This is a genomic window from Planctomycetota bacterium (assembly GCA_016207825.1).
In the GTDB taxonomy this organism is placed as follows: domain Bacteria; phylum Planctomycetota; class MHYJ01; order JACQXL01; family JACQZI01; genus JACQZI01.
The window spans coordinates 56,071-78,690 of sequence record JACQZI010000038.1; the positions used below are offsets into that span (position 1 = coordinate 56,071).

Annotated in this window: 19 protein-coding genes; 12 read left to right on the forward strand and 7 right to left on the reverse strand. The window is 45.4% G+C overall.

Translation table 11 applies throughout. The features are described 5' to 3' along the window. Positions 1-19: 19 nt before the first annotated feature. The gene (locus HY811_11770; protein MBI4835479.1) at positions 20-1,141 is read right to left on the reverse strand and encodes a glycosyltransferase; all 1,122 of its coding nucleotides are present in this window, start codon (positions 1,139-1,141) and stop codon (positions 20-22) included. Positions 1,142-1,606: 465 nt separating this feature from the next. Between HY811_11770 and HY811_11775 the strand changes: the two genes are divergently transcribed. Beyond that, positions 1,607-3,937: a vitamin B12-dependent ribonucleotide reductase gene (locus HY811_11775; GenBank protein MBI4835480.1), complete on the forward strand. Its 2,331-nt coding sequence runs from the start codon at positions 1,607-1,609 to the stop codon at positions 3,935-3,937. Here HY811_11775 and HY811_11780 read toward each other — a convergent pair. Beyond that, positions 3,907-4,716: a hypothetical protein gene (locus tag HY811_11780; protein MBI4835481.1), complete on the reverse strand. Its 810-nt coding sequence runs from the start codon at positions 4,714-4,716 to the stop codon at positions 3,907-3,909. The two genes, HY811_11775 and HY811_11780, sit on opposite strands and share 31 nt — an antisense overlap. 303 nt (positions 4,717-5,019) lie before the next feature. Between HY811_11780 and HY811_11785 the strand changes: the two genes are divergently transcribed. Further along, entirely contained in the window at positions 5,020-7,104 is a 2,085-nt protein-coding gene (locus tag HY811_11785; GenBank protein ID MBI4835482.1) for an acetate--CoA ligase family protein, read from the forward strand. A gap of 4 nt (positions 7,105-7,108) precedes the next feature. Further along, complete coding sequence (locus HY811_11790; protein ID MBI4835483.1) at positions 7,109-7,261, forward strand: 30S ribosomal protein S27; 153 nt, start codon at positions 7,109-7,111, stop codon at positions 7,259-7,261. A 984-nt stretch (positions 7,262-8,245) separates the two neighbouring features. Here HY811_11790 and HY811_11795 read toward each other — a convergent pair. Continuing rightward, positions 8,246-9,280 carry a hypothetical protein gene (locus tag HY811_11795; GenBank protein MBI4835484.1) on the reverse strand — a complete coding sequence of 345 codons (1,035 nt, stop codon included), beginning with the start codon at positions 9,278-9,280 and terminating at the stop codon, positions 8,246-8,248. A 186-nt stretch (positions 9,281-9,466) separates the two neighbouring features. Between HY811_11795 and HY811_11800 the strand changes: the two genes are divergently transcribed. The 9 genes from HY811_11800 (at position 9,467) to galT (ending at position 17,018) form a co-directional block, all read left to right on the forward strand. Further along, positions 9,467-10,771, forward strand: a complete 1,305-nt coding sequence (locus tag HY811_11800; GenBank protein ID MBI4835485.1) for a molybdopterin molybdotransferase MoeA — start codon at positions 9,467-9,469, stop codon at positions 10,769-10,771. 9 nt (positions 10,772-10,780) lie between these two features. Beyond that, the gene (locus tag HY811_11805) at positions 10,781-11,626 is read left to right on the forward strand and encodes a GTP 3',8-cyclase MoaA (protein MBI4835486.1); all 846 of its coding nucleotides are present in this window, start codon (positions 10,781-10,783) and stop codon (positions 11,624-11,626) included. 2 nt (positions 11,627-11,628) lie between these two features. Then, positions 11,629-12,105, forward strand: a complete 477-nt coding sequence (gene moaC, locus HY811_11810; protein ID MBI4835487.1) for a cyclic pyranopterin monophosphate synthase MoaC — start codon at positions 11,629-11,631, stop codon at positions 12,103-12,105. Beyond that, on the forward strand, positions 12,086-12,544 hold the full coding sequence (locus tag HY811_11815; protein MBI4835488.1) for an MOSC domain-containing protein: 459 nt from the start codon (positions 12,086-12,088) through the stop codon (positions 12,542-12,544). The genes moaC and HY811_11815 overlap by 20 nt, the downstream gene beginning before the upstream one ends. A 1-nt stretch (position 12,545) precedes the next feature. Further along, a complete protein-coding gene (gene mog / locus HY811_11820; GenBank protein MBI4835489.1) occupies positions 12,546-13,046 on the forward strand; it encodes a molybdopterin adenylyltransferase in 501 nt (166 codons plus the stop codon). 161 nt (positions 13,047-13,207) lie between these two features. Continuing rightward, on the forward strand, positions 13,208-14,029 hold the full coding sequence (locus HY811_11825) for a substrate-binding domain-containing protein (GenBank protein MBI4835490.1): 822 nt from the start codon (positions 13,208-13,210) through the stop codon (positions 14,027-14,029). A 2-nt stretch (positions 14,030-14,031) separates the two neighbouring features. Further along, positions 14,032-14,673, forward strand: coding sequence for an ABC transporter permease (locus HY811_11830; protein MBI4835491.1), 642 nt, complete (start codon positions 14,032-14,034; stop codon positions 14,671-14,673). Next, positions 14,670-15,782 carry an ABC transporter ATP-binding protein gene (locus tag HY811_11835; protein MBI4835492.1) on the forward strand — a complete coding sequence of 371 codons (1,113 nt, stop codon included), beginning with the start codon at positions 14,670-14,672 and terminating at the stop codon, positions 15,780-15,782. Before HY811_11830 ends, HY811_11835 begins: the two co-directional genes overlap by 4 nt. A gap of 237 nt (positions 15,783-16,019) precedes the next feature. Beyond that, on the forward strand, positions 16,020-17,018 hold the full coding sequence (gene galT / locus HY811_11840) for a galactose-1-phosphate uridylyltransferase (GenBank protein MBI4835493.1): 999 nt from the start codon (positions 16,020-16,022) through the stop codon (positions 17,016-17,018). Positions 17,019-17,100: 82 nt separating this feature from the next. On the opposite strand, the gene HY811_11845 is transcribed toward galT, so the two are convergent. The 4 genes from HY811_11845 to HY811_11860 are packed head-to-tail and all read right to left on the reverse strand — an operon-like array spanning position 17,101 to position 22,538. Beyond that, positions 17,101-19,419, reverse strand: coding sequence for an adenylate/guanylate cyclase domain-containing protein (locus HY811_11845; protein ID MBI4835494.1), 2,319 nt, complete (start codon positions 19,417-19,419; stop codon positions 17,101-17,103). A 23-nt stretch (positions 19,420-19,442) separates the two neighbouring features. Then, positions 19,443-20,480, reverse strand: a complete 1,038-nt coding sequence (locus tag HY811_11850; GenBank protein ID MBI4835495.1) for a FecR domain-containing protein — start codon at positions 20,478-20,480, stop codon at positions 19,443-19,445. 3 nt (positions 20,481-20,483) lie between these two features. Continuing rightward, positions 20,484-21,113, reverse strand: coding sequence for a hypothetical protein (locus HY811_11855; GenBank protein MBI4835496.1), 630 nt, complete (start codon positions 21,111-21,113; stop codon positions 20,484-20,486). A 15-nt stretch (positions 21,114-21,128) separates the two neighbouring features. Continuing rightward, a complete protein-coding gene (locus HY811_11860; GenBank protein MBI4835497.1) occupies positions 21,129-22,538 on the reverse strand; it encodes an alginate export family protein in 1,410 nt (469 codons plus the stop codon). Positions 22,539-22,620: the final 82 nt, after the last annotated feature.

Genomic DNA, 22,620 nt, shown 5'->3' on the forward strand with positions numbered 1-22,620 from the left:
GGATAATATTTTCCATATATTATTTGCCGCCGCCGCGTTTCCTGAATCCATCCATGACAATACGGCAGACATCCTCGGTCGAATCCGGTCGGCCGATTCGGGCGGCGTTCCTGCCCATCTCTTTCAGGCGCGGTTTATTCTTACATATATACTTAACTTTCTGGAATACTTCTTCCGGGTCCCGGGCGAAATATCCGGCGCGGTGTTTGACGATATAATCGCGGTTGTATATTTCCTGGCCCGGATACGGGCGGAACATGATAACCGGAAGCCCGTAAGCGAGCGATTCGGAAACCGTAATGCCGCCGGCCTTGCCGATAACCACATCGCTCACCTTCATTATCTCGTTCACCTCTTTGATAAAACCGATTGGGACAATCTTTTTGTTTTCGCCCTTTAGTTTCTGCATCTTGGAAAGTATTTCCTTGTTGCCGCCCAGTAGGACAACCTGAACAGGAATCTCCACAAGTTTCCGGCAGATGGATTTAATATCGCTCCAGCTCTGGCCTCCACACATCAGGACCACCGTGAAGATACCATCCAGTTTATATTTCCTGCGGACGACCGCTTTATCAACGGGCTTGGCAAAGGCAAGCCTTAAAGGGATGCCGGTAACCTTTATCGCCTTATCATCAATCTTATATTCGGCCGTCAGGTATTTTTTCACTTCATCCGAAGGCACGCAATAGACATCCGTATTCGGATGGACCCACTGGGCGTGGACGCCGAAATCCGTGACAATCGTAGCGGTAAAAGGCTGGTGCTTAAGGACAAGGCTCGGTATGACCTTGGCGGGCGCCGGGTAGGCAAAGACCAGGATATCGGGCTTGGTCCTTTGGAGCCATTTCTCCGCCTTAGTGCCGCCGATTGTGCCCAGTTTCCCACCCAGCCTGCCGGCAAACATTTTATCGCTCGCGCTGAAGAAGAGTCCATAAACCCAGGGAAAGTGTTTGGTGCTTTCTTCGTAGAGCTTGCGCAAGACCTTATCGCGTTTCGGGGCGAAGCGTTTCATGTAATCTATGATTTTCACCTCAGCATGGTTTGGGTAATATTTACGGAATCCGTCCGCCAGCGCGCCGGAGACGGCATGGTGCCCGCCGCCGTATGACGCGGTGAAAATGACAATCTTTATTTTACGCATTTGGCTCTCAGTATATAATTCCAGCGCGGCTAATGCAACCAAAATATAAAAAAATATAGAAAAAATATCGCCTCTCCCTAACTTCTTATATTTTTAAATGTTACATAGAAAATATTTTTCACCTAATCTTTTTTTTCTCTTGACAACACTACAAATAGATATATAATACCCGCTTTACACAATATATAGTGGTCTTTGACATTTGATTTTGTGTGTTGCTGTCATGCTGTCCCGTCCCGTCTGACCGCCTACGGCGGGCTTTTCCGCCAAAGGCGGACCGGCCTCCGGCTGGGGCGAAAACCGCATTAATAAATTTGCACCATGATTTTACACTTGAGTTTCCCGCTTAACCGATTGATATAAAACACAGTGGGGGATGCATTCGAGGCGTGACGACATGTTCAGTAAGCACACAATATTGATAGTCGCAATTGAAAGGTAGTGCAATACTACCGGGAGGATTTTATGGCACGGGTGTTATATATTGAAAAGGAATCGGAGAGCGACCTTTCCAAAACGGCCGAAGGATGGCTCATTCCGAAGGTATCCGAAAACGCGGCGCGGGTGCTGGAACGCCGGTATTTAAGGAAAAACGAGGCGGCCGAATGCTGCGAGAACATAAGCGAGATGATTATGCGCGTGGCGCGCAACATCGCGCAAGCCGAGCTCACCTTTAACAAAGACGCCGACTCCGAGAAATGGGTCAGGGAATTCTACAACATGATGGCGCGGCTGGAATTCGTCCCCAATTCGCCCACCCTGATGAACGCCGGGCGCGAGCTCCAGCAGCTTTCCGCCTGTTTCGTCCTGCCTGTGGGCGATTCGATTGACAGCATCTTCGAAATAGTAAAGAATACCGCGCTTATACATAAAAGCGGCGGCGGGACCGGATTTTCTTTCACCCGCATCAGGCCCAAGAACGATATCGTTTCCACCTCGCACGGATTCTCCAGCGGGCCGATTTCTTTCATGAAGGTATTCAACGAAGCGACCGAGGCGATTAACCAGGGCGGATTCCGCCGCGGCGCCAATATGGCCATCCTTAATTACGACCACCCGGATGTCATGGATTTCATCACCGCCAAACAGGACGAGGCCCAGCTTAATAATTTCAACATCTCCGTGGGCATCTCGGAAAAGTTCATGGAGCTGGTGCAAAAAGACGAGGAATACGAACTCTTAAACCCGCGCACCAAGGAAACTGTCCGTAAGATAAAGGCGCGCAAGGTCTTTGATAAAATCGTGGAAAAGGCATGGGAATCCGGCGAGCCGGGAATCGTTTTCCTGGACCGCCTGAATAAAGATAATCCCACCCCGCATATCGGGATGATTGAAAGCACTAACCCTTGCGGAGAACAGCCGCTCCTGCCTTATGAGGCTTGTAACCTGGGTTCCATAAACCTGGGAAAAATGATTAACCATCAGGGAATAGATTTTGAGAAGCTGAAATCAGTCGTCCACAAATCAGTCCGCTTTTTGGATAACGTGATAGAAATGAACCGGTACCCGTTATCGCAGATAGAAAAGATGGCGCGGGGAAACCGCAAAATCGGGCTGGGCGTCATGGGCTTCGCGGATTTACTCATCAAGCTCGGAGTCCCGTATAATTCCGAAGAAGCGCTGGCTATCGGCGAAGAAATAATGAAATTCATCTCGGTCGAATCCAAGAAAGCCTCGGAAGCTCTGGCCGTGGAACGGGGCTCTTTCCCCAATTTCAAGAACAGCGCCTTTGACGTAAAAGGCGAGCACCCGATAAGGAACGCGACGACCACGACCATCGCGCCGACCGGCACCATCAGCATCATCGCCAACGCCTCAAGCGGAATCGAACCGCTTTACGCAGTCTGCTTTACCAGGAACGTCCTGGACGGGACAAAGCTGGTGGAAGTCAATCCGATTTTCGAAGCGATTGCCAAGAAGGAAGGATTTTATTCCAAGGAGCTGATGGAAAAGATATCCCAAAACAGCACGATACAGGAGATGAAGGAAATCCCGGCGGAAATCAGGAAGCTTTTCGTCACGGCGCACGATATTTCGCCCTCCTGGCACATCAGGATGCAGGCGGCTTTCCAGAAATACACGGACAACGCCGTTTCCAAGACGGTTAATTTCAAGAACAGCGCCACGCAGAGCGACGTTTCCGAGGTTTATTTCCTGGCATACAAGCTCGGATGCAAAGGCGTGACCGTTTACCGCGATGGCTGCCGCCAGCAACAGGTCTTAAGCACCAAATCAACCACGGAAAAGGCGAAAGAAGAAGCCGAGCCGGGACAGGTCGCCTTAAACCCCACTCCGCGGCCCAGGCCGGATGTCACATACGGCACGACCAAGAAGCTAAAAACCGGCTGCGGCAACCTTTATGTCACCATCAACTACGATGAAAACGGGAAACCGTTTGAACTCTTCAGCACCATGGGAAAAGCGGGCGGTTGCGCGGCATCACAATCAGAAGCTATTTCCAGGCTGATTTCATTTACCCTGCGCAGCGGCGCCAACCTTAAAGAAGTCATCAAGCAGCTTAAAGGAATTACCTGCCACTCGATTGCCTGGAGCAAGGGCGGAAAGATTCTTTCCTGCGCGGACGCCATTGCCAACGCCTTGGAAGAAGCCGCGGACAATTTGCCGATGAACGGGATGAACGCCAAGGCGGCACCGGCAACGGGAACGGCATCACCTAAAAAGCCCAATAAATCAGTCAGCTTAAGGAAAGGCGCCTGCCCGGATTGCGGCGGCTCACTTTCTTACGAAGAAGGCTGCATGAGGTGCTATTCCTGCGGATTCTCCGAATGCGGGTAAGATTTACGACTTGCGGAATGCTCATGTAGATGGGAATATAAATCCGCCCCCAGTTTAATCACTATAAGGAAAATTAGCATACTAATCTGAGGCGATACCAAAAGAACACCCAAAATCGCCAGGCTGATTAACACTATTCCGATTCTTTTGGCGGTGATTTTTGAGCCGGTTTTCACAATAGAAACTTCTTGCGGTTTTCTCTTAAGTCGATGCACAATAAGGATTATAACCACCGGCAACAGAAATACGCCCAGCATTAACATGAACTGTCCCGGAGTTTCTCTCATCGCATACAGAAAAAATCCTGCCAACGACGCAAAGAATATGACGCCTATCCTTTCACAAGAAGTTGCTATTTGATTTTGTACAGTCATATTCCTGTATTCCTTTTGTCCGATATAATTCCATAAAAACGATATTCCGTGGCTTATGGAGTACGCGATAATCCCGCCGATAATATCATTGAGCAACTTGGGCACATCTTTTGATTGAGTTAACTGCGAATGGGAAATGCCTCCTATAATGGCAAAAGGAACAAGCAGACACATCCCATAAGCAAAAATGAATAAAGGAATGACGAATATCGCCCAAAACTTTGCCACGATAATAAGCTTCAATACGCCGTACGCACAGATGACGGCACTCTCCACCAAATAAAGGAAGAGCACCATAACCACATCCCATCCCAGAAACAGAACCGCAAAAAGAGGGAATATATTGGCGATGACTAATGATATGGCTGAAAATGATTTGAGGCCTTTTAATCCTAATGATTTCATATTGCTGGTTTTGTCATTATTTTACCTTTGCTGTAGGCAAAGGCAAGAATAATTAAATCTATCTACAGACAACTGCAAGCACGGCGTTGCTGACAGAGTATTTTATTTGACCGGTTAGTTTATGGGATATATACTTAGGGCGTATTTCATAACCAATAAACGCCCCTTCTGTCACTATAGTCCAGAGTGGGATCCTGGATTCCTGCTTCCGCAGGAATGACAAAAAAGAAGGTTGTGAAACAGGCTCTTAATTTATCAGTTTGATTTTATTAAGATCTCATCAGCACATTAAGGAGTTCGCATATGCTAGACGCATTATTCAGCCCGAAATCGATTGCCGTTATCGGCGCTTCAAACCGGCCTTTAACCATCGGCTACCGTATTACCCAGAACCTTAAAGACATCGGCTTTAAAGGACCCATCTACCCGGTCCACCCGAAAGATCCGGAAATAAACAGCCTGAAAGCCTATCCTTCCATTACCCAGGTGCCGGGCGAAGTTGACCTGGCGCATATCGTGGTGAAAAACACCATGGTGCCGGCCATGATGGAAGAATGCGGTAAAAAAGGAGTGAAGTTCGTCATCATCAACACCGCCGGATTCAAGGAAATCGGCGGCGACGGAATAGAATTGGAAAAACAGATTAAGGAAATCGCCAAGAAATACAACATCCGCATATTCGGCCCGAATTGCCAGGGCGTCATGAATTCAGACACAGTAAATCCCACTTATGCAAACTTTACTTTTACCAAGATTAAGCCGGGACATATTTCTATCTTAGCCCAGAGCGGCGGAGTGGGCGAAGTGATAAACCAGCGGCTTTACCAGCTTGATGTCGGTATCCGCATGTACGCCTCCAACGGAAACGCGGCGGATATCTCCATTCCGGAAATACTGGAATTCTGGGGCAATGATGAAAAGACAAGGGTAATTGTCCTCCATGTGGAAAGCCTTTCCAATCCCAGGGAATTCATGCGAGTATGTAAAGCCATAACAAACCGCAAGCCGATTCTCGGGATGAAAACCGGCCGGACAGCCATGGGCGCCCGCGCCGTTATGTCTCATACCGGGAGCCTCATGAAAGCGGATACGTCCATCGAGGCGATATTCGATAAATGCGGAATCATCTCTTTCAAGAACCAGGAAGAAATCTGCCAGGCGGCGATTGCCTTTGCCTCCCAGCCGATACCGAAAGGACCGAACGTAGGAATCCTGACCAATACGGGCGGTCCGGCGATTATCGCCACGGATGAATGTATCGAAGGCGGCCTGAGCCTGCCTGACCTCTCTGAGGGAACCAAGAAACACTTGAAAGCGAATCTTTTCCCGGAGGCAACGGTGAGCAATCCGGTGGATGTCCTGGCAACGGCCGGGCCAAAGGAATTCGCCGTGGCCGTGGAATCCATGCTGAAGGATGAGAATATAGATTCTCTTCTGGTAAACTTCGTGACGCCATTCTTTGTGGATTGCGCCGGTGTGGCAAAGGAAATGGTGCGCATCGCCCAAGCCGCGACGAAACCGATTGTCATCAACACGATGACGGATAAAACCCAGTGGAAGGAAACTATGGATATCCTTAAAGCCGGAGGACTGCCGACATACGACCTGGCGGAAAATGCCGCCAAGGCGCTGGTGGCAATGACGAAATACGGCGAATACCAGCGAAAACAAGACGAACCAGTCGCCAGCTTTGCTGATACGGATAAGAAAGCGGCGCGTCAGATTATTGAGCAGGCAAAAAAGAGATGCTGCGAATTCCTGTCGCTGGGCGAGGCGCTGGGTGTTCTTTACGCCTATAAAATCCCGGCCACTAAGTTTACTATAGCGGATACGGCCGAAGATATCATGACCTCGGCTGATTATGTGGGTTATCCCATGGTTCTTAAAGTAGATAGCGCGGATATTATCCATAAAACGGACAAAGGCGGGGTCGCCCTGAATATTATGGACAAGAAAACCTTAAAAGAAAAGGTTGATAGTTTCCAGAAACAGTTCAAAGGATGCCAATTCAAATACATGGCGCAGGAATATTTGACCAAAGGAAGGGAAGTCATTATCGGCGCCAGCCACGTCGAAGGATTAGGGCATCTGGTTATGTTCGGTTTAGGCGGAGTCTTTGTCGAAGTGTTAAAAGACGTGTCATTCAAAGTGGCGCCTTTGAGCGAACACGAGGCGCGCGGAATGATACAATCAATCAAGGGATTTGCAATCCTGAAAGGCACACGCGGGGAAAAAGGAGTAGATTTGAACAGGCTGGCGGAATTTCTCATGCGCGTATCACAGCTACTGACCGACTGCCCAGAAATCAGGGAGCTGGACTTAAACCCAATCATGCTATATCCGGAAAAAGATAAATGCAAGGTGGTTGACGTAAGAATAAGGATATAACGAGATGCATAGAATAATACAGGCGGCTATCAGCACGGCATATCATCTAAGGAGAAAATGCCCGCATTGCAAGAGAATCCAGGTGGTGAAACCAAGTAACAGGAAGAAAACCGTTAATTGCAAGTTTTGCGGCGCTAAGGTTCCACCGGATAAATAACAGCCAAGCCGATTGAAAAGGCTGAAAGATTTGCACCCCCGTATTTAATAAAAAACACCCACCCCTCCCTACCATACCCCCACCCCCCTATAATTGCTTGGCCGGGACGTGGAAAAGACTTGATTTAGGCGCCAAAAGCATTTAATTAGCCAAACTTATGGAATTTAGGATACTATAGGAAAAGCCGGAGATACCCCCTCCCTACCATACCCCCACCCCCCTATAATCATTTCAAGCGGCACTCCCAATCAGTTGAAATAGGGAGTCCAAGGGGAAAAGCCATAAAACTCAAGAAAAACTATTGCCAAAGGCACAATTCCTATCGCCTTATATATTAAGAAGTTAGGAACATTCCTACCCCGCTCTAGATGTAGGGGGTATCCTACCCCCTACCACCCTGTGGGATACCGGCACGTAGCTGAAATCTACCCTTCCACGTGCCTGAATCCACCCGTCCACGTGCTTGAATCCACCCTCCCGCGTGCTTGAATCCACCCGTCCACGCGCCTGAATCTACCCTCCCATACGCTTGAATCTACCCTCCCGTGCGCTTAAATCTACCCATCCACGCACTTGAATCTACCCTTCCACACGCTTGAATCTACCCATCTACGTGCTTGAATCTACCCATCCACACGTTTAAATCCAACCTTCAACATGCTTAAATCTACCCGTAGCCACACTTAAAACAATGATACTATAATAATGTTAGCCCGAAATGCCAGGGGGAATTTTGAGGAAATCAAGGATTACAAATGGGAGAAAATATCGGGGCGGGAGTTCGGGATTAAGCCTTTAACCCCCTGAAACATTGAGGAATAGAAACGATACCGCTCACGGGTAGCCCGATGAAATCGGGAGGTTATAACACTACGCTGCTGAGCAAAGCGAAGTCTTTTAGGGCTGCTATCAATCATTTAAACTATTGAACATTTAAGCACGGTCTTATCGGCGCTGGCACCGGGGGGTGTTAGCGGGAGGAATTTAATCGTCATTATCAGGTGTTATTACAGAAAAATGTATATCGCTCGAATTGTTCTGCAAGGAGCTTTCCCCTTGTTCTTTTAATAGATTTTCTTCTGTTTTAATAATATTTTGAGCTTTTGTTTTATCTGCTTCAATAATATTCTGTAGTATCCAATTAGTAATTTTTATCTTGAATTCTTTTAACCCATTGTAAGGAATATGATCTAACCCTTTAATATCAGTAACCTCTGATGCATCCTCCCTCCGCAGAAGACATACTTTCATCCCATAGCCATGCATTAAACCATATTCATAGCTAACGCTATTGCTTCCTGTAGAAATGTCAGTAACGCCATATTTACAAATTCTTATCTGCTTGCACACTTTACAAAGCAAGTGATTGGAAGTAAGTTTACCTTTAGCGATAACTGGATTTAATCCAACTTCTTTCACTAAATCCATCAGTGTTTTCTCGCAATTATCATAATTTGAATAAGGAATATCTAAAAATATATTAGACGCAGAAAAACTATCTGCTATATCTTGGATACAATCACATTGTGTCTTTGCTTCTGGCCCACAGGAATGATTACTGGTAATATCAGTCTTTGCTTGTTTAAATAGAAAATCTTTTGTCTTATCATAGTTTCTCTGAAGCAAGTTTCTCGCGTAATAAAATTCATCATTAAAGCTATCTCTCACTTTAGTTTTTCCCTCAATGAATAAAGCAAGCCTATCGCATTCTCTTTTAGTCCATCTTATTTCATCAGTAAAATTACCACCAGAATAACCATGTCTTGATAGATTCAATGTTTGCAATGGAGATAGCTCTAATTTCCCCTTTATTTCCTTTATAAAAAGATCGGGTTGGGATATATTCTTACTAATAAATATTTCCAAATCTCTTTTCCAGTCCTCGAAAGCATTTATATGCCCAAAAAAGACACTTAAGTCTTGGTTTTTATTTACCACTAAACAATCTATAGGACTAACAAGTTTCGCAATTAACCCAGAACCTTGCCAGACTAAATTAGTAAATTCGTTGTTATTCATATTTCCTCTCTAATTCCGGGGACGCCTACTCAATTCCCCAACTCGTATACTATTCTCTGAATAACCAGGTCGGTTAATCCGTTTAGCATAGTATACCTCAAACCAAATGGATTTGTCAAGTTCGTCTATAATCCGTATTTTCGGTTTATCTTGCAAAATCAGATTTTCATGCTAACATATTATTTTATGAGTAAAGAATTGATTTCGGTGGATGAAGCCTTAAATATCATTCTCAAAAACACCAGGATGTTGGGAAAAGAACGACTGCCTTTAACCTCTGCATTGGGACGGGTCTTGGCAGAGGATGCGGTTTCCGATACCTTTATCCCGCCGCTGGATAACTCAGCCATGGACGGCTATGCATTAAAGAGCGCGGATGTAAGGAAAGCAAGCGCGCATTCGCCTGTCAGCCTCAAGATTATTGGAAGCATTTATGCCGGACAGCTTCCGCGTTTGCCCGTCAAATCCGGCGAGGCAATGAGAATCATGACCGGCGCGCCAATACCCAAAGGAGCCGATACGGTCGTCATGGTGGAACAAACTAAAGAAAAAGACGGCTTTGTCTTTATCTATAATAAATCAGCAAAAGATGCAAATATCAGGAAGCGCGGAGAAGATATCAGGGAAGGCGAAAAGGTTATTGCCAAAGGCAAGACCATCCGCCCGCCTGAATCGGGAATGCTGGCGGCTCTTGGATACGCGAATGTCCGGGTGACCAAAACTCCCAAGATTGGCGTCCTGGCTACCGGTGATGAACTGGTTGATATAAAGGCAAAACTGCCTTTCGGAAAAATCAGGAACTCTAATTCTTATTCGCTTGCCGCGGCGGTCCGTGAATGCGGCGGGGAGCCGGTTATCATGAATATTGTCAAGGACAAACTGGCTAAAGTGAAACGTGCTTTCCTGAAGGCACTTGCATGTGACGTCATTATTATTTCCGGCGGTGTCTCGATGGGTAAGACCGATTATATCCGCCCGGCATTGGAAGCATTAGGCGCAAAGATGAAATTCTGGAAGGTCGCCCAGCGTCCCGGACAGCCTTTTGCCTTTGGCATGCTCAGGGGCACCACTCATCCCGCTGGAGCGGAGTTCGGGGACCCCCGATTAACGGATTGCTCCCGCCGTGGCGGGACCAACCGTCAAGAGATAGGGGTGAAACCCGTATTCTGCCTGCCGGGAAATCCGGTTTCTTCAATGATGACCTTTGAAATACACGTCCGTCCGGCGATAATGAAGATGTGCGGGAAAAAGGAATATGCCCGGCATGAGGTTACGGCAACGATTACGAATGAAATCAAGGTGAGACCGGGAAACAGATATTTCATGCGGGTAATCGTAGCCAAGAAAAATGGCCAATACCATGCCTCGCTCACCGGCCCCCAGGGGTCGGGGATACTTAAATCCATGGTATTATCCAACGGAATACTGACCATCCCGGAAAACACCCCAGTCATAAGAAAAGGCGAGAAACGGGTTATCACGCTTATTTAAACAAAACAAATGTTAATAGATAAGTTCAATCGTACTCTTACTTACCTGCGCATATCCATCACCGATAGGTGCAACTTAAGGTGCTATTATTGCATGCCGAAAAACGGGATAACACAAAAAAGCCATACGGATATATTATCCTATGAAGAGATTTACGAATTTACGAAGACCGCATCAGAGATGGGCATAAACAAAGTGCGCTTGACCGGAGGCGAACCATTGATAAGGAAAGATGTCTGCAAGCTGGTTTCCATGATTTCTTCCATTCCCGGTATCAAGGATTTGGCGCTTACCACGAACGGTATTTTACTCGCCAAATACGCCTCCAAACTGAAAAAGGCCGGGCTGAAAAGGGTAAATATCAGCCTGGACAGCCTGAAACCCGAACGCTATAAAAAGATTACGCGCGGCGGCAATATCCGCGATGTCCTTGCAGGTATCGAGGCCGCTAAGAAAGCCGGACTTAATCCGGTAAAGATAAACTGCGTTATCCTTAAGGGAATTAATGATGATGAGAAGAATGATTTTCTGGAATTCGGCAAGAAGCAAGGGGTAGAAATCCAGTTCATCCAAAAGATGACGCTTGATAAAACGAAACCGCCCCGATGGGAATCGGGACTTCGCTCCGCTTCGCCGCTTGATGAAAGCCACGTCGCAACCCGCCCGCCGGATTGCCGTATTTGCAACCGCTTGCGCCTGACCGCCGACGGATTCCTAAAACCATGCCTTTTATCGGATGATGAGATAAATATCCGTAATTATAGTTATACCGAATCAATAAGAGAAACGGTAAAGAGAAAGCCAAAACAAGGCAACCGATGCCAGAAACGGCCGATGATACTGATAGGAGGTTAATTATAATGAAACTGACTCATGTTAACAGCAAAGGTAAGGCAAAGATGGTGGATATCACAGATAAAATACCGACCAAACGGCTAGCGCGAGCTATGGGATACATTAAGACTACCAAAGAAACGATACGCCTTATCCAAAAGAACCAGATAGCCAAAGGCGATGTCTTCGCAGTTGCCCAGCTTGCCGGGGTTCTGGCGGCAAAGCAGACGCCAACAGTTATTCCGCTTTGCCATCCGCTTAGGATTACAAATGTGAAAGTGGATATCAGGATTGTAGGAAAAGAGCAAATCTTAGTGGAATCCGAAGTTCATTGTGATGAGAAAACCGGGCCGGATATGGAAACCCTGACCGCGGTTGCCGCGGCATGCCTGACCATTTATGATATGTGCAAGGCCGTTGATAAAGAAATGATGATTGAATCCATCTGCCTTACTGAAAAAAGAGGCGGTAAGCATATTTATGTCCGCAAGAAAAGCTAAAGTATTATCAGTTTGTATCAGCCGGACGAAACACGTCCGCAAGAAGGATATCGGCGAAGGAACGCTTAAGGTTAATTATGGTTTGGTCGGCGACGCGCATGCCGCGCCGGGAAAAAGGCAGGTAAGCTTGCTCGCCATGGAATCAATCGACACGGCTAAAAAGCAGGGGCTGAAGGTGGGGATAGGCGATTTCGGCGAAAATATCACAACCAGTGGAATAAACCTGGTCAAACTGCCCATCGGACAGAAATTAAGAATCGGGAAAAATATCATCATGCGCGTCACACAGATAGGCAAGGAATGCGTAACGCCGTGCAGTATTTATTATAAGACGGGCGATTGCATCATGCCCCGCGAAGGAATATTTGCGGCAGTATTAAAAGGCGGAAAAGTTAAAATGGGTGATGAAATAAAATTAATAAGGGAAAGGAGCAAATAAAGTGAAAGTAGGAATCATTACGGTCAGTGACAAGGGCTTTGCCGGAAAAAGGGAAGACGTAAGCGGCCCGGTGATAAAGGATATTATAAAATCAATCCTGGACGTTCAGTCTATTGAATATGCGCTTGTGCCTGACGAAATAAAAAAGATTTCCGCCAAACTCATAGAATTCTCCGATAAGAAACGGTGTAATTTGATATTGACAACGGGCGGGACTGGTTTCTCACCGCGTGATGTTACTCCGGAAGCGACCCTGAAAGTGATAGAAAAGATGGTGCCGGGCATCCCGGAAACCATCAGGCAAAAGACCCTCAAGAAAACACCGTTTGCCATGCTTTCAAGGGCAGTGGCAGGCATCCGGGGCAAATCTTTTATTATCAATTTCCCCGGAAGCCCCAAGGCGGTAAAAGAATGCCTGGAGGTCATTGAGCCCGTGCTCGGACACGCCCTGGAGCTTCTGGATAAAGGCAGCCTGGAATGTGCCAGCATCCAAAAGCATTAGAGACTTTAACAAAACTAATAAATGTACATACTCTTGTCATTGCGAGCCCTCAGGGCGTGGCAATCTTAATTTATGAGATTGCTTCATCCTCCGATATCAACCGGAGTCCTCGCAATGACCGAATAGAGTGGTTTTGTTCGAATTTATTAATAATTTAAATTATGCGCTTTAGCAAAAGATTATCCATATCTTTAATCAGCTTGTTTTTAATTATTCCGGTTGCCTGTAAACAGAAGACGGAAAACAAAGATGTAATCCTGGCAACCACGACCAGCGTTAATGATACGGGTGTGCTTGATGTATTGATGGAAAAGTTCAGGCAAGAAACCGGTTTCAATATAAAGCCGATTGCGGTCGGGTCGGGGGAGGCGATGGCGATGGGCAAGCGCGGCGATGCGGACGTCCTTGTGGTCCATTCTCCGAAAGACGAAGAGGCATTCATGAAAGAGGGGTTTGGCAAGAACAGGCTCCCTGTTATGTATAACTATTTTATTATTGTAGGGCCTCCGGAAGATCCGGCGGGTTGTGCGGGGGGACTGTCAGCATCGGAAGCATTTAAGAAAATCGCCGAGACTAAATCTATCTTTGTATCGCGCGCTGATAAATCAGGAACTCATAAAAAGGAATTAGATTTGTGGGCTAACTCCGCTATTACGCCTATAGGCGACTGGTATATCAAATCACAAAGCTCAATGGCAACGGTATTACAAATTACTAATGACAAAAATGGTTACACCTTAACAGATAAGGCAACGTATCTGGCATTTAAATCGAAGCTCTCATCAAAAATCATAGTAGAAAACTCTCAGGAATTACTAAACATCTATTGCGTTATAACTGTAAACCAGGAAAAGTTCTCTCGGGTAAACTATGAGGGGGCTTTTGCTTGGCTAACATTCCTTCTGTCAGCAGACGCCCAAAAACTGATAGGCGGCTTCGGCAAGGATAAATACGGCGAACCGCTGTTCTATCCGGTAAAATAAAAATGAATGGCTTATTTGATATTATCAAAACTTCAATTCAGGTTTCCGGGATTTCTCTGCTCATCGCCGGACTTATCGGCATACCCGCCGGAATCGTCATCGGGTTATCTTCGTTCCGCGGGAAGAAATGGTTCATCGCATTGGTCAATACCGGAATGGGACTGCCGCCGGTTTTAGTCGGATTGGTCGTTGCGCTTCTTTTATGGCGCAGCGGTCCCTTGGGCTTTATGGGATTGCTTTATTCCAAAACGGCCATGGTCATTGCCCAAACGATAATCGCCCTGCCGCTTATCACCGCCTTTACCATTGCCGGCATCCAGCGGATTGAACCGGAACTCATCCGCCAGACCATTGCTTTGGGCGCAACCAAACTTCAATTATTCCGCATAATCTTCCATGAGTCCAAACTTACCATATTAGTTGCGGTTATGGCAGGATTCGGGAGCATCATATCCGAAGTCGGTGCGGTAATGATGGTCGGAGGTAATATCAAGGGCGATACCGTGGTCCTAACCACCGGTATTCTCCAAGAGACAAGGATGGGTCACTTTGAAAACGCACTCTGGATGGGCGCGGTGCTTTTAATCCTTAGTTTTGCCATCAACCTTGCCCTGACATTAATCCAGCAGAAAGGGATAAAATGACGTCGAGTGTTCTTTCTGTCCGTGATTTGAGTTTTGCATACAACGGGCCAGACACATTCTCCCTGTTTGTTCCGAGCTTTGACCTTTATGCCGGAGAAAAGGTGGCAATAATCGGACCGAACGGGGCGGGCAAAACCACATTCTTGCAGGCGATAGCATTATTATTAAAACCAGCAACCGGAACGATAATCTTTGACGCGAAGGAAATAAGAAATCGGCATGATACTCTCGGCTATCACCGTTTGACCGCTTTTATCCCCCAAAAGCCTGTTTTATATAACCGTTCGGTAAAAGACAACGTCAGCATCGGCTTAAAAATACGGGGAACGACTAAAGCTGAAGCCGATGAGAGCGTTTCAGGGATATTGAAGAAGTTTAGGATAGAGCACCTGGCTAATCGCAATGCCCTAAAAGTTTCCGGCGGTGAAGCCCGCCGGATAATGCTGGCGAGAGGATTGATACTCAACCCCATGATTGTATGGATGGATGAGCCGTTCGGCGATTTGGATGAAACGGTCCGGCGTGAATTGATCGAAGACCTCATTCCCATTTTAAGCCAGTCCGGATGCGCGACTGTTTTTGTCACCCATAATCAGGATGAAACATACCAACTGGCGGATAAATTCATGGTTATGGTAAAAGGAAAAATAGTCCAGAGCGGGAGCGGACAGGAGGTTTTTGCTAATCCGGCCAGCCGGGAAGTGGCGGAATTTATCGGCATTAAAAACATCATACCTGGGCGGGTAGTTAAAACGGATAACGGCATTGTAACGGTTTCTTTAATGACAGGAACAGCCCAATCACCCAAAACATTATTGGTGGCCGGTCAGAAACCCAATACCGAAAATGTGGTTGTCTGTATTCCTCCTGAATCAATCGTTATCGTATCCGATATAAAGGAATCCATACATTCAAGCTCGCGGAATGCCTTGGAAGGAGCCGTCAAGCGAATAATTCAGGGAAGATATTTTGCCTGGGTGGAAATAGATTGCGGAGTTCCTTTGACTGTTTCAGTAACGAATGAATCTGTTAAAGATTTGGGGCTTGCTCCAGGTAAACCGGTCCGGCTTCTTATCAAATCCACGGCAATAAGGCTATTGGAAAAATAGTTCGTAAATTATTCGGGTCAAACAACTTGACCGTTTATTATGTTAGAAATATAATATGACCATTACAGACTGGCATAGATAAGTTCCAAACTGTCACCCTGACCCCGAAGGCTTTCGGGGGAAGGGTCTCGGGTGAGATTCTTCGCTACGCTCAGAATGACAATAAGGGAAGTTTTAGCCCTTATCTATGTACCATTCGGAATATCACGTATATTAAATATTTGAAAGGAGAAATATATGTCAGAATTAAGACAGAATTTAATCAGCCGCGACTGGGTAATCATTGCAACGGAAAGGGCAAAGCGGCCGGACCAATTCGTAAAAAAAGATGCGGATAAGAAAGAACTGCCCCCTTACCAGCCTAATTGCCCCTTCTGCCCGGGGAACGAGAAACAAGCGCCGCCGGAAACTTGCCGGGTGGGCGACGAGAAATCATGGCGAGTACGGGTTGTTCCCAATAAATTCGCAGCCCTTGCCCCTGAAGGGAAAAAGGTAAGAAAGCTTGACGGGACACAACGCTCGATGAGCGGAGTGGGTTACCATGAAGTTATCGTAGAGCACCAGAAACACAATATTACAACTGCCCTTTTAAGCGTGAATGAAGTGGCAGATATTATCAGGGCCTATAGAGACCGATATCAAGCTGTAAAACAGGATGAGCGGGTTGAAAGCATCATCATTTTTAAAAACCACGGAGAGGGAGCTGGCACATCATTGGAGCACCCTCATTCACAGCTCGTGGCAACGCCGGTAGTGCCTTCCCAGATACGCCAGCGGATGGAAGAGGCAATCCGCTACTTTGACGATACGGGTGAATGCGTTTTCTGCCACACTTTAAACGATGAGCTCAGGACAAAAGAGAGAATCATCATGGAAACAGAGCATTTTGCCGCCTTTATCCCTTACGCCGCGCTTTCGCCGTTCCATCTGTGGATACAACCGCGCCGGCACAGCTCATGTTTTGATGATATTACGGACAAGGAAATGGCCGACATGGCAAAAATACTGAAAACGGTCCTGGCAAAGCTTTATCATGGGTTGAATAACCCTGATTTCAATTACACCATCCGTTCTATCCAGACAAAACTATGCCAGACCGAATATTTCCACTGGTATATATCAATAATTCCCAGGATTTCCAAAGCGGCCGGTTTTGAGTTGGGAAGCGGGATGTTTATAAACACGGCTTTGCCGGAACCTTGTGCCAAGTTCTTAAGGGAAGTAAAAACACCTTAAGAAGACATAGTGGTTTGTCAAAGGTGGTTTTATGGATTTGTCATTCCGTTTCAAGCACGGAATGATACACGATAGAATGATATTATTTCGAAGTAAGCGTATTGATTAATTCCGGAACTTCATCTTTAGGCAGTTGCTGGTATTTCAAGCACTGCCCCAAAAGTAGGGTCGTAGGGCCATCAGCAGGTTTTATCTTCCGGCATATTTTAAGCGCCTCTATTGCTTCATTCCAATTGCGTTCACGATAAGCTTTCAAGGCTTTTTCATAAGTTGCCGTCAAGTCCAATTCTTGCTCCACGGCTTCGCCTTTCTTGGCGATTAGTTCGTATATATTAACCGGCCGCTGCATTCCTTTTGCACGGATTGTATCAAGTTCCCTTGCCTCTATAAAATCTTTTGCCTGCTTATATGTCTCACCGCTTATCATTATGCCGGTATGATAAAATTTGTTCACTCCTTCCAGCCGGCTTGCTAAATTAACTTCATCGCCCATAACCGTATAGCTCAGCACCCTCGATGAACCCAGGTTTCCGACAATCATCTGCCCGGTATTTATGCCGATTCGGATATCGACCAGAGGCAAATTTTCCTTTTCAAAGCGTTTGTTCAATTCGGGCAATGCTTTTCGTTGGTCTAACGCCGCCCAGCAACATCTTTTGGCATGGTCGGGCGTTATCAATGGAGCACCAAAAAGTGCCATAATCGCATCGCCTTCGTATTTATCTATCATGCCCCCATTCTCCTGAATAATATCGGTCATGGCGGTCAAATATTTGTTTATCCATTCCATAACCAAATCGGGCCCCAAGGTACTGGATTTATTGGTAAAGTTAGCGATATCAGAAAAGAAAACGGTCATAACGCGTTTTTCCCCGCCCAGCCTTACTTTATCAGGATTTTTAATCAGGTCGCTGACGACCTCAGGAGCTAAATAACGGCCGAATACCCCCTGGATATGGCGTTTGGCCTGCTCTTCACTTATCGCTCGGTAGACTTTAATAGAAGTAAAACCGAAGAACCCAACGGTTAACGGACCGGTAAGATCAAACCATAAACCGGATCCGGAAAATAGTTTAAACCCGATAAATGTTACAATTACCAGTACTAAAACAGTTAAAACAGCTGAAACAAAAGGCTTTAAATGGCCTGCAATCAAGGTAACCAACACCCCGATTAAAACTATTATAAGGATATTAATCAATCCAGAAGCTTTATGTATAAAATTATTTGTAAGAATCATATTCATAATACCCGAATGCATCATTACGCCCGGAACCATCGGGGCGTTGGGAGTCGGCTTCAAATCAGTGCTACCTCCGGCGACCATCCCGATTATGCATATTTTGTCCTTTATTTTAGGAATCAATTTCCGTTTTATTTCTTCGTATTCTTCTTTGAGCCCAAGGTTTTCTTCTGATTTAAGTCCGGTCTTGCGAAAATATTCGGTTAGATATGTATAGGGGATATGCTCAAAAATATTATTCCATGCGACATCGCGGTTTCCCATCCAGTTTATAACCACCTGCCCCTGCTCATCTATGGGGATAATGATAGGCGGCTGATTCTGCCTTTTTAGCTCTATATGTTTCCCCGGAATAATATCTATCATCTCCGGCCGGATACCGAGAGTATCACAAGCAACCCTGAAAGCCAATTGAGAATATATTTTCCCGTTATACAATCTCACAAGCTTTACATGCCTTAGGATTCCGTCTGAATCAGGATCGATATTCACAAAACCAATCCCTTTGGCATAATTCAAAACCGGTAATTGAATATGATTTTCCTGCGGTATTATCCGATGGCGTTCAGTCAAATAAGGGATGTGAAAAGGGATTCCTTCAAATGTTTCAGGCTGTTTCGGCTTATCCTTGATAAAGTTAGAGGCAAGATAAATATTTTTACAGAATTTTATAGCTCCTGAAAACTGTTTATCAACATCAGCCCTATCAGCTATTTCTTCCGCGATTTTATTCTGCAGTTGCAAAACATATTCATTATATTCTTGAGGGGAGTAATTCTTATCGGGAAGATTGTTCAGTAATGAGGTTTCGACCGCGCCCTGGATTTCTTTCGGGTTAGGCAAAGCCCTGTCAGACTGTTCAAAGAACTCCACATCAAAAGCAACCATTTTTGCTCCGAGGTCGTAAAGAACATCCAAAAGTTCAGCGTGTTTATTCCTAGACCAAGGCCAGCGTCCGATCACTTCCAGCGACTTATCGTCAATATCAATATGGGTAATTTGGTTGGAAAGAGGAATGGGTTCCCTGAACTGGAAACGGAAATCAAGAAATTTATTTTCTATCCATTGGTAAGAAGGCGTATAACTAAAAATTATAACCAGCAGGATAATGGAAAAGCCGATAAGATAGGCTTTCCAAGAAGATGGTTTATGCTCCACGATTTAATCTATTCAAAATGCCGCTAATTAACAAACCCACATTCACAACAACCGGGACAAAGTCCGCATTCAGGGCAAAGCGAACATGATGGATAACCGCATCCCGGGCATGTGAATAATTGTGGCTCTCCGCCGCATATGCAAGGGTAATAACCGCATATGGGACATACCAAGTCCTGAACGTAATTATTATATTCATTAAGCTGTTCATCAGTCGGTTTTTCCTGCTCTTCTATCTTATCCAGGACGGGATTATTCGTTTCCGAATTAGCATCGCTAATCAGGTCACCGCCGGTAGCAGGGGTATTAAATGAATTCAAAAATTCATCACTGGTCACTCCGTTCGGAGCAATATTGGCAACTGTATCCATAATCGCATTTTCAATGGGGTTTATCAGGGTGTCATTAGTTGTTTCACCTCCGCCTACAGGCATTGACCCTTCCTGGGTATCATATTGAACCTCACCGGAATCCACTGAAATCGAATCTCCGAAATGCTGTGAACTTTCCACCTCTTCTATTTCCGTACCGCGCACCGATGCGGTTGCATTCGGGGTGGAAATCTTCATGTCTGTCTTAACAGGCTGGTCTTCAGTTACCTTAACACGGATAGAACCAACCCGTATTTTAAGGTTTGTTTCCACCGTAGCACCCTTTTGTTCAAAACGGCTGATATTCATCTGGGTCAACGGCTTTACCACCACGGTGCTGTTATCAGCAAACAATAATACTATCTTCGACTTAAATCCGGTTGAAACACGTGTCCCCTCTTTAAGCTTCATTCCTTTTTCCGCCGGAATCCATTCTTTTTCCCCGGGTAATTTCACCTCCACTTCGCCTTCTACGGCATCAACGGTAACCTCTAAAACCTCACCTCCGGATTCCGGTTTAGATTCGGGTTTTGCTTCCGGCTTAACCTCTGGTTTCACCTCCGGCTTAGTCTCATCTGCAGATTTTTCTGCGGCAGCTTTACCGAAATCACCGGCATCCTGCGACAATGCATTAAGGCCACAAAGCAACAATCCGCACACCAATATCAAACAGACTTTCGTTTTTATCATATATTATTTTTCCTCCTCTTCCGACTTCTTAGTTGCCGGCTTTTCCTTAACCGGTTCTTTGTTTCCTGTTTTCTTTTCTTCCTTAATTTCTTTTTTGGGCTCTTCTTTTTCCCTTTTAGTTACCGGTTGTTTATTTTCTTGGGGAGTAGAAACTTCTTTCCTGTCATTGTTTTCTTCCTGGTAATCACCGGAATTGGCAAGAATACTGATAAGTTCTTCTCCGGAAAGGAGCTGACCAGGATAGCCGGAAGCCAGGAGCTTCTTATCCACGCATTCCCTGAAAGCATATCTGGGTGAAAGCCCGAATAATTTCACGGTTAATCCGCCCTTAAGCTTAAGGATTTTAAACAACATATAAGCAAGCTCTTCACGGCTTAGAAAATCATTTTCTTTCTTATCGCCCCAGTTTGAAGGAATAATTTTATCAGCCAAAAGGCCGTCTCTTAATTCTTCGAATTTAGCCTTGGGGCTGTCCTTTCCTGTTTGCAATATGGCAGCAATCCGGCAGGCATCATAATAGGTCGCATTGCCTTTATTGACTAATTCGCGGAAATATGAAGTATCAGCGTAAGAAAAGCCGTTAAGTATCAAAAGCATTATAATGACTGCCAGTATTTTCCCGAACGCTTTCATTTTATTTCTCCTTTCTCAGAACGAATAGCTTAAAGTGAAACTTAAGAATGAAGTTTCTTCATCTGCCGTAGCCGGATAAGCGTTGCCCGGCGTAAACCTTCCGCCTCTCAAAGAAAATGTCAAATCAGAAAGCATCTTCCAATTAAAATACAGGTCGATTTCCTTGCCGATATCTTCCTTGGCAACGCTCGCGCTAAGGTCTGAAATCACGCCTTCTTTTTTATCTTTCGAAAACATATAGTAAGCAACGCCTAATTCCGAATCCTGGCATAAGGCTTTATCTTTAATCGGCTTAACTGAAATCATTAAGCTATACATCGAAAGATTAGAAATCTTCGGCTGAAGCACAAACCCGGTTAAAGAATAGCCAAAAGACAAAAAACCCGTATCGTTTGTATTCACCTGGTTTCCACCGATAGTATTAGTAACACTTCCGCGGTCTTTATCTCCTGAACCGAATAAATATTTAACTGTAAAAACAGGGTCTAATACGGTTTTCGGCAGATACTTTAACTCAAAAGTATAAGCGGAAGCTTTAATAGTTTCCTTATCTGTACTTGATAAAGACGCATAGCTTTTTCCCGTTTCCTTAATATATTCCGCCGTATATTGGAGTCTCGGAAACAAAACGCCTTTCATCCCGATGCCGTAATATTTGGAGTTATAATCATATTCCTGAGCGGCATCATCAGGCGTTTCTTTGTTATTATCCGTTTGTATCAAGCAAATAAGATAGGGCTTGTGTTTTCCTAATCTTTTATAATCCACCTGCAATCCTAAAAAACTTCGCCTGCTACGATCAGGATTGGGACGGCTACGGTCAATATCGTTAGAGGTTTTAATGGTCTGCGCAACAATTACCGTGCTTTGAATTCCAGGGAAAGAAAGATTCAGTTTCAATCCGTCGTCCACCCGGCTATAAACCAAACCAGTCCCCAACAATGAAAACTGGCGGCCGACACTCGCTTTTATCTTGGGATTCACCATCTCGGCTGTATCATCTCCGTATAAAGCTTCAACCAAATCCACCATATAAAAGCCCTGATCCAAACGGGGCGTAATAAAATCATGGTCATCGCCGCCGTAACTATCATGGCGGTTATAATCAAATAGCAATGTTTTGAAGCGGAAATAAAACTCGTGGTATTTATTAATTAAGCATTTAGCCCAAAAACGACCGTCCCATGTACGCAATGTCCTTTGTTTATCAGGGTCTTCAAAAATAAAGGTGGAATACCTTAACCATCCACCGTAATCATAAAGAAAACCGCGGTCTGTTTTTTCTATCCTAATGGTTTCCTCTAACTCTTCCCTGATTTCCTGTTCCACGTAATCTTTCTCTATATCATCCTGTGCCCATATTAGTTGGCCGAATAAAAACACCATTAATAAAACACTTGCAGTTAAACAAAAAGCTTTGAACATTATTTTGCTCCTTTATTCTGAATGCGGAACTAATTGTTTTTATCAAAAAACATGGGGTATGTCAAACAATTTATCCCTGCCG

Excerpts from the sequence above, each read along its gene's own strand:
- HY811_11850 (MBI4835495.1), bottom strand. The coding sequence starts at position 20,480 with ATGATAAAAACGAAAGTCTGTTTGATATTGGTGTGCGGATTGTTGCTT.
- HY811_11835 (MBI4835492.1), top strand. The coding sequence starts at position 14,670 with ATGACGTCGAGTGTTCTTTCTGTCCGTGATTTGAGTTTTGCATACAAC.
- HY811_11790 (MBI4835483.1), top strand. The coding sequence starts at position 7,109 with ATGCATAGAATAATACAGGCGGCTATCAGCACGGCATATCATCTAAGG.
- HY811_11830 (MBI4835491.1), top strand. The coding sequence starts at position 14,032 with ATGAATGGCTTATTTGATATTATCAAAACTTCAATTCAGGTTTCCGGG.
- HY811_11805 (MBI4835486.1), top strand. The coding sequence starts at position 10,781 with ATGTTAATAGATAAGTTCAATCGTACTCTTACTTACCTGCGCATATCC.
- HY811_11800 (MBI4835485.1), top strand. The coding sequence starts at position 9,467 with ATGAGTAAAGAATTGATTTCGGTGGATGAAGCCTTAAATATCATTCTC.
- HY811_11795 (MBI4835484.1), bottom strand. The coding sequence starts at position 9,280 with ATGAATAACAACGAATTTACTAATTTAGTCTGGCAAGGTTCTGGGTTA.
- galT (MBI4835493.1), top strand. The coding sequence starts at position 16,020 with ATGTCAGAATTAAGACAGAATTTAATCAGCCGCGACTGGGTAATCATT.
- HY811_11780 (MBI4835481.1), bottom strand. The coding sequence starts at position 4,716 with ATGAAATCATTAGGATTAAAAGGCCTCAAATCATTTTCAGCCATATCA.
- HY811_11775 (MBI4835480.1), top strand. The coding sequence starts at position 1,607 with ATGGCACGGGTGTTATATATTGAAAAGGAATCGGAGAGCGACCTTTCC.
- HY811_11825 (MBI4835490.1), top strand. The coding sequence starts at position 13,208 with ATGCGCTTTAGCAAAAGATTATCCATATCTTTAATCAGCTTGTTTTTA.
- HY811_11860 (MBI4835497.1), bottom strand. The coding sequence starts at position 22,538 with ATGTTCAAAGCTTTTTGTTTAACTGCAAGTGTTTTATTAATGGTGTTT.
- HY811_11770 (MBI4835479.1), bottom strand. The coding sequence starts at position 1,141 with ATGCGTAAAATAAAGATTGTCATTTTCACCGCGTCATACGGCGGCGGG.
- HY811_11815 (MBI4835488.1), top strand. The coding sequence starts at position 12,086 with ATGTCCGCAAGAAAAGCTAAAGTATTATCAGTTTGTATCAGCCGGACG.
- HY811_11855 (MBI4835496.1), bottom strand. The coding sequence starts at position 21,113 with ATGAAAGCGTTCGGGAAAATACTGGCAGTCATTATAATGCTTTTGATA.
- HY811_11785 (MBI4835482.1), top strand. The coding sequence starts at position 5,020 with ATGCTAGACGCATTATTCAGCCCGAAATCGATTGCCGTTATCGGCGCT.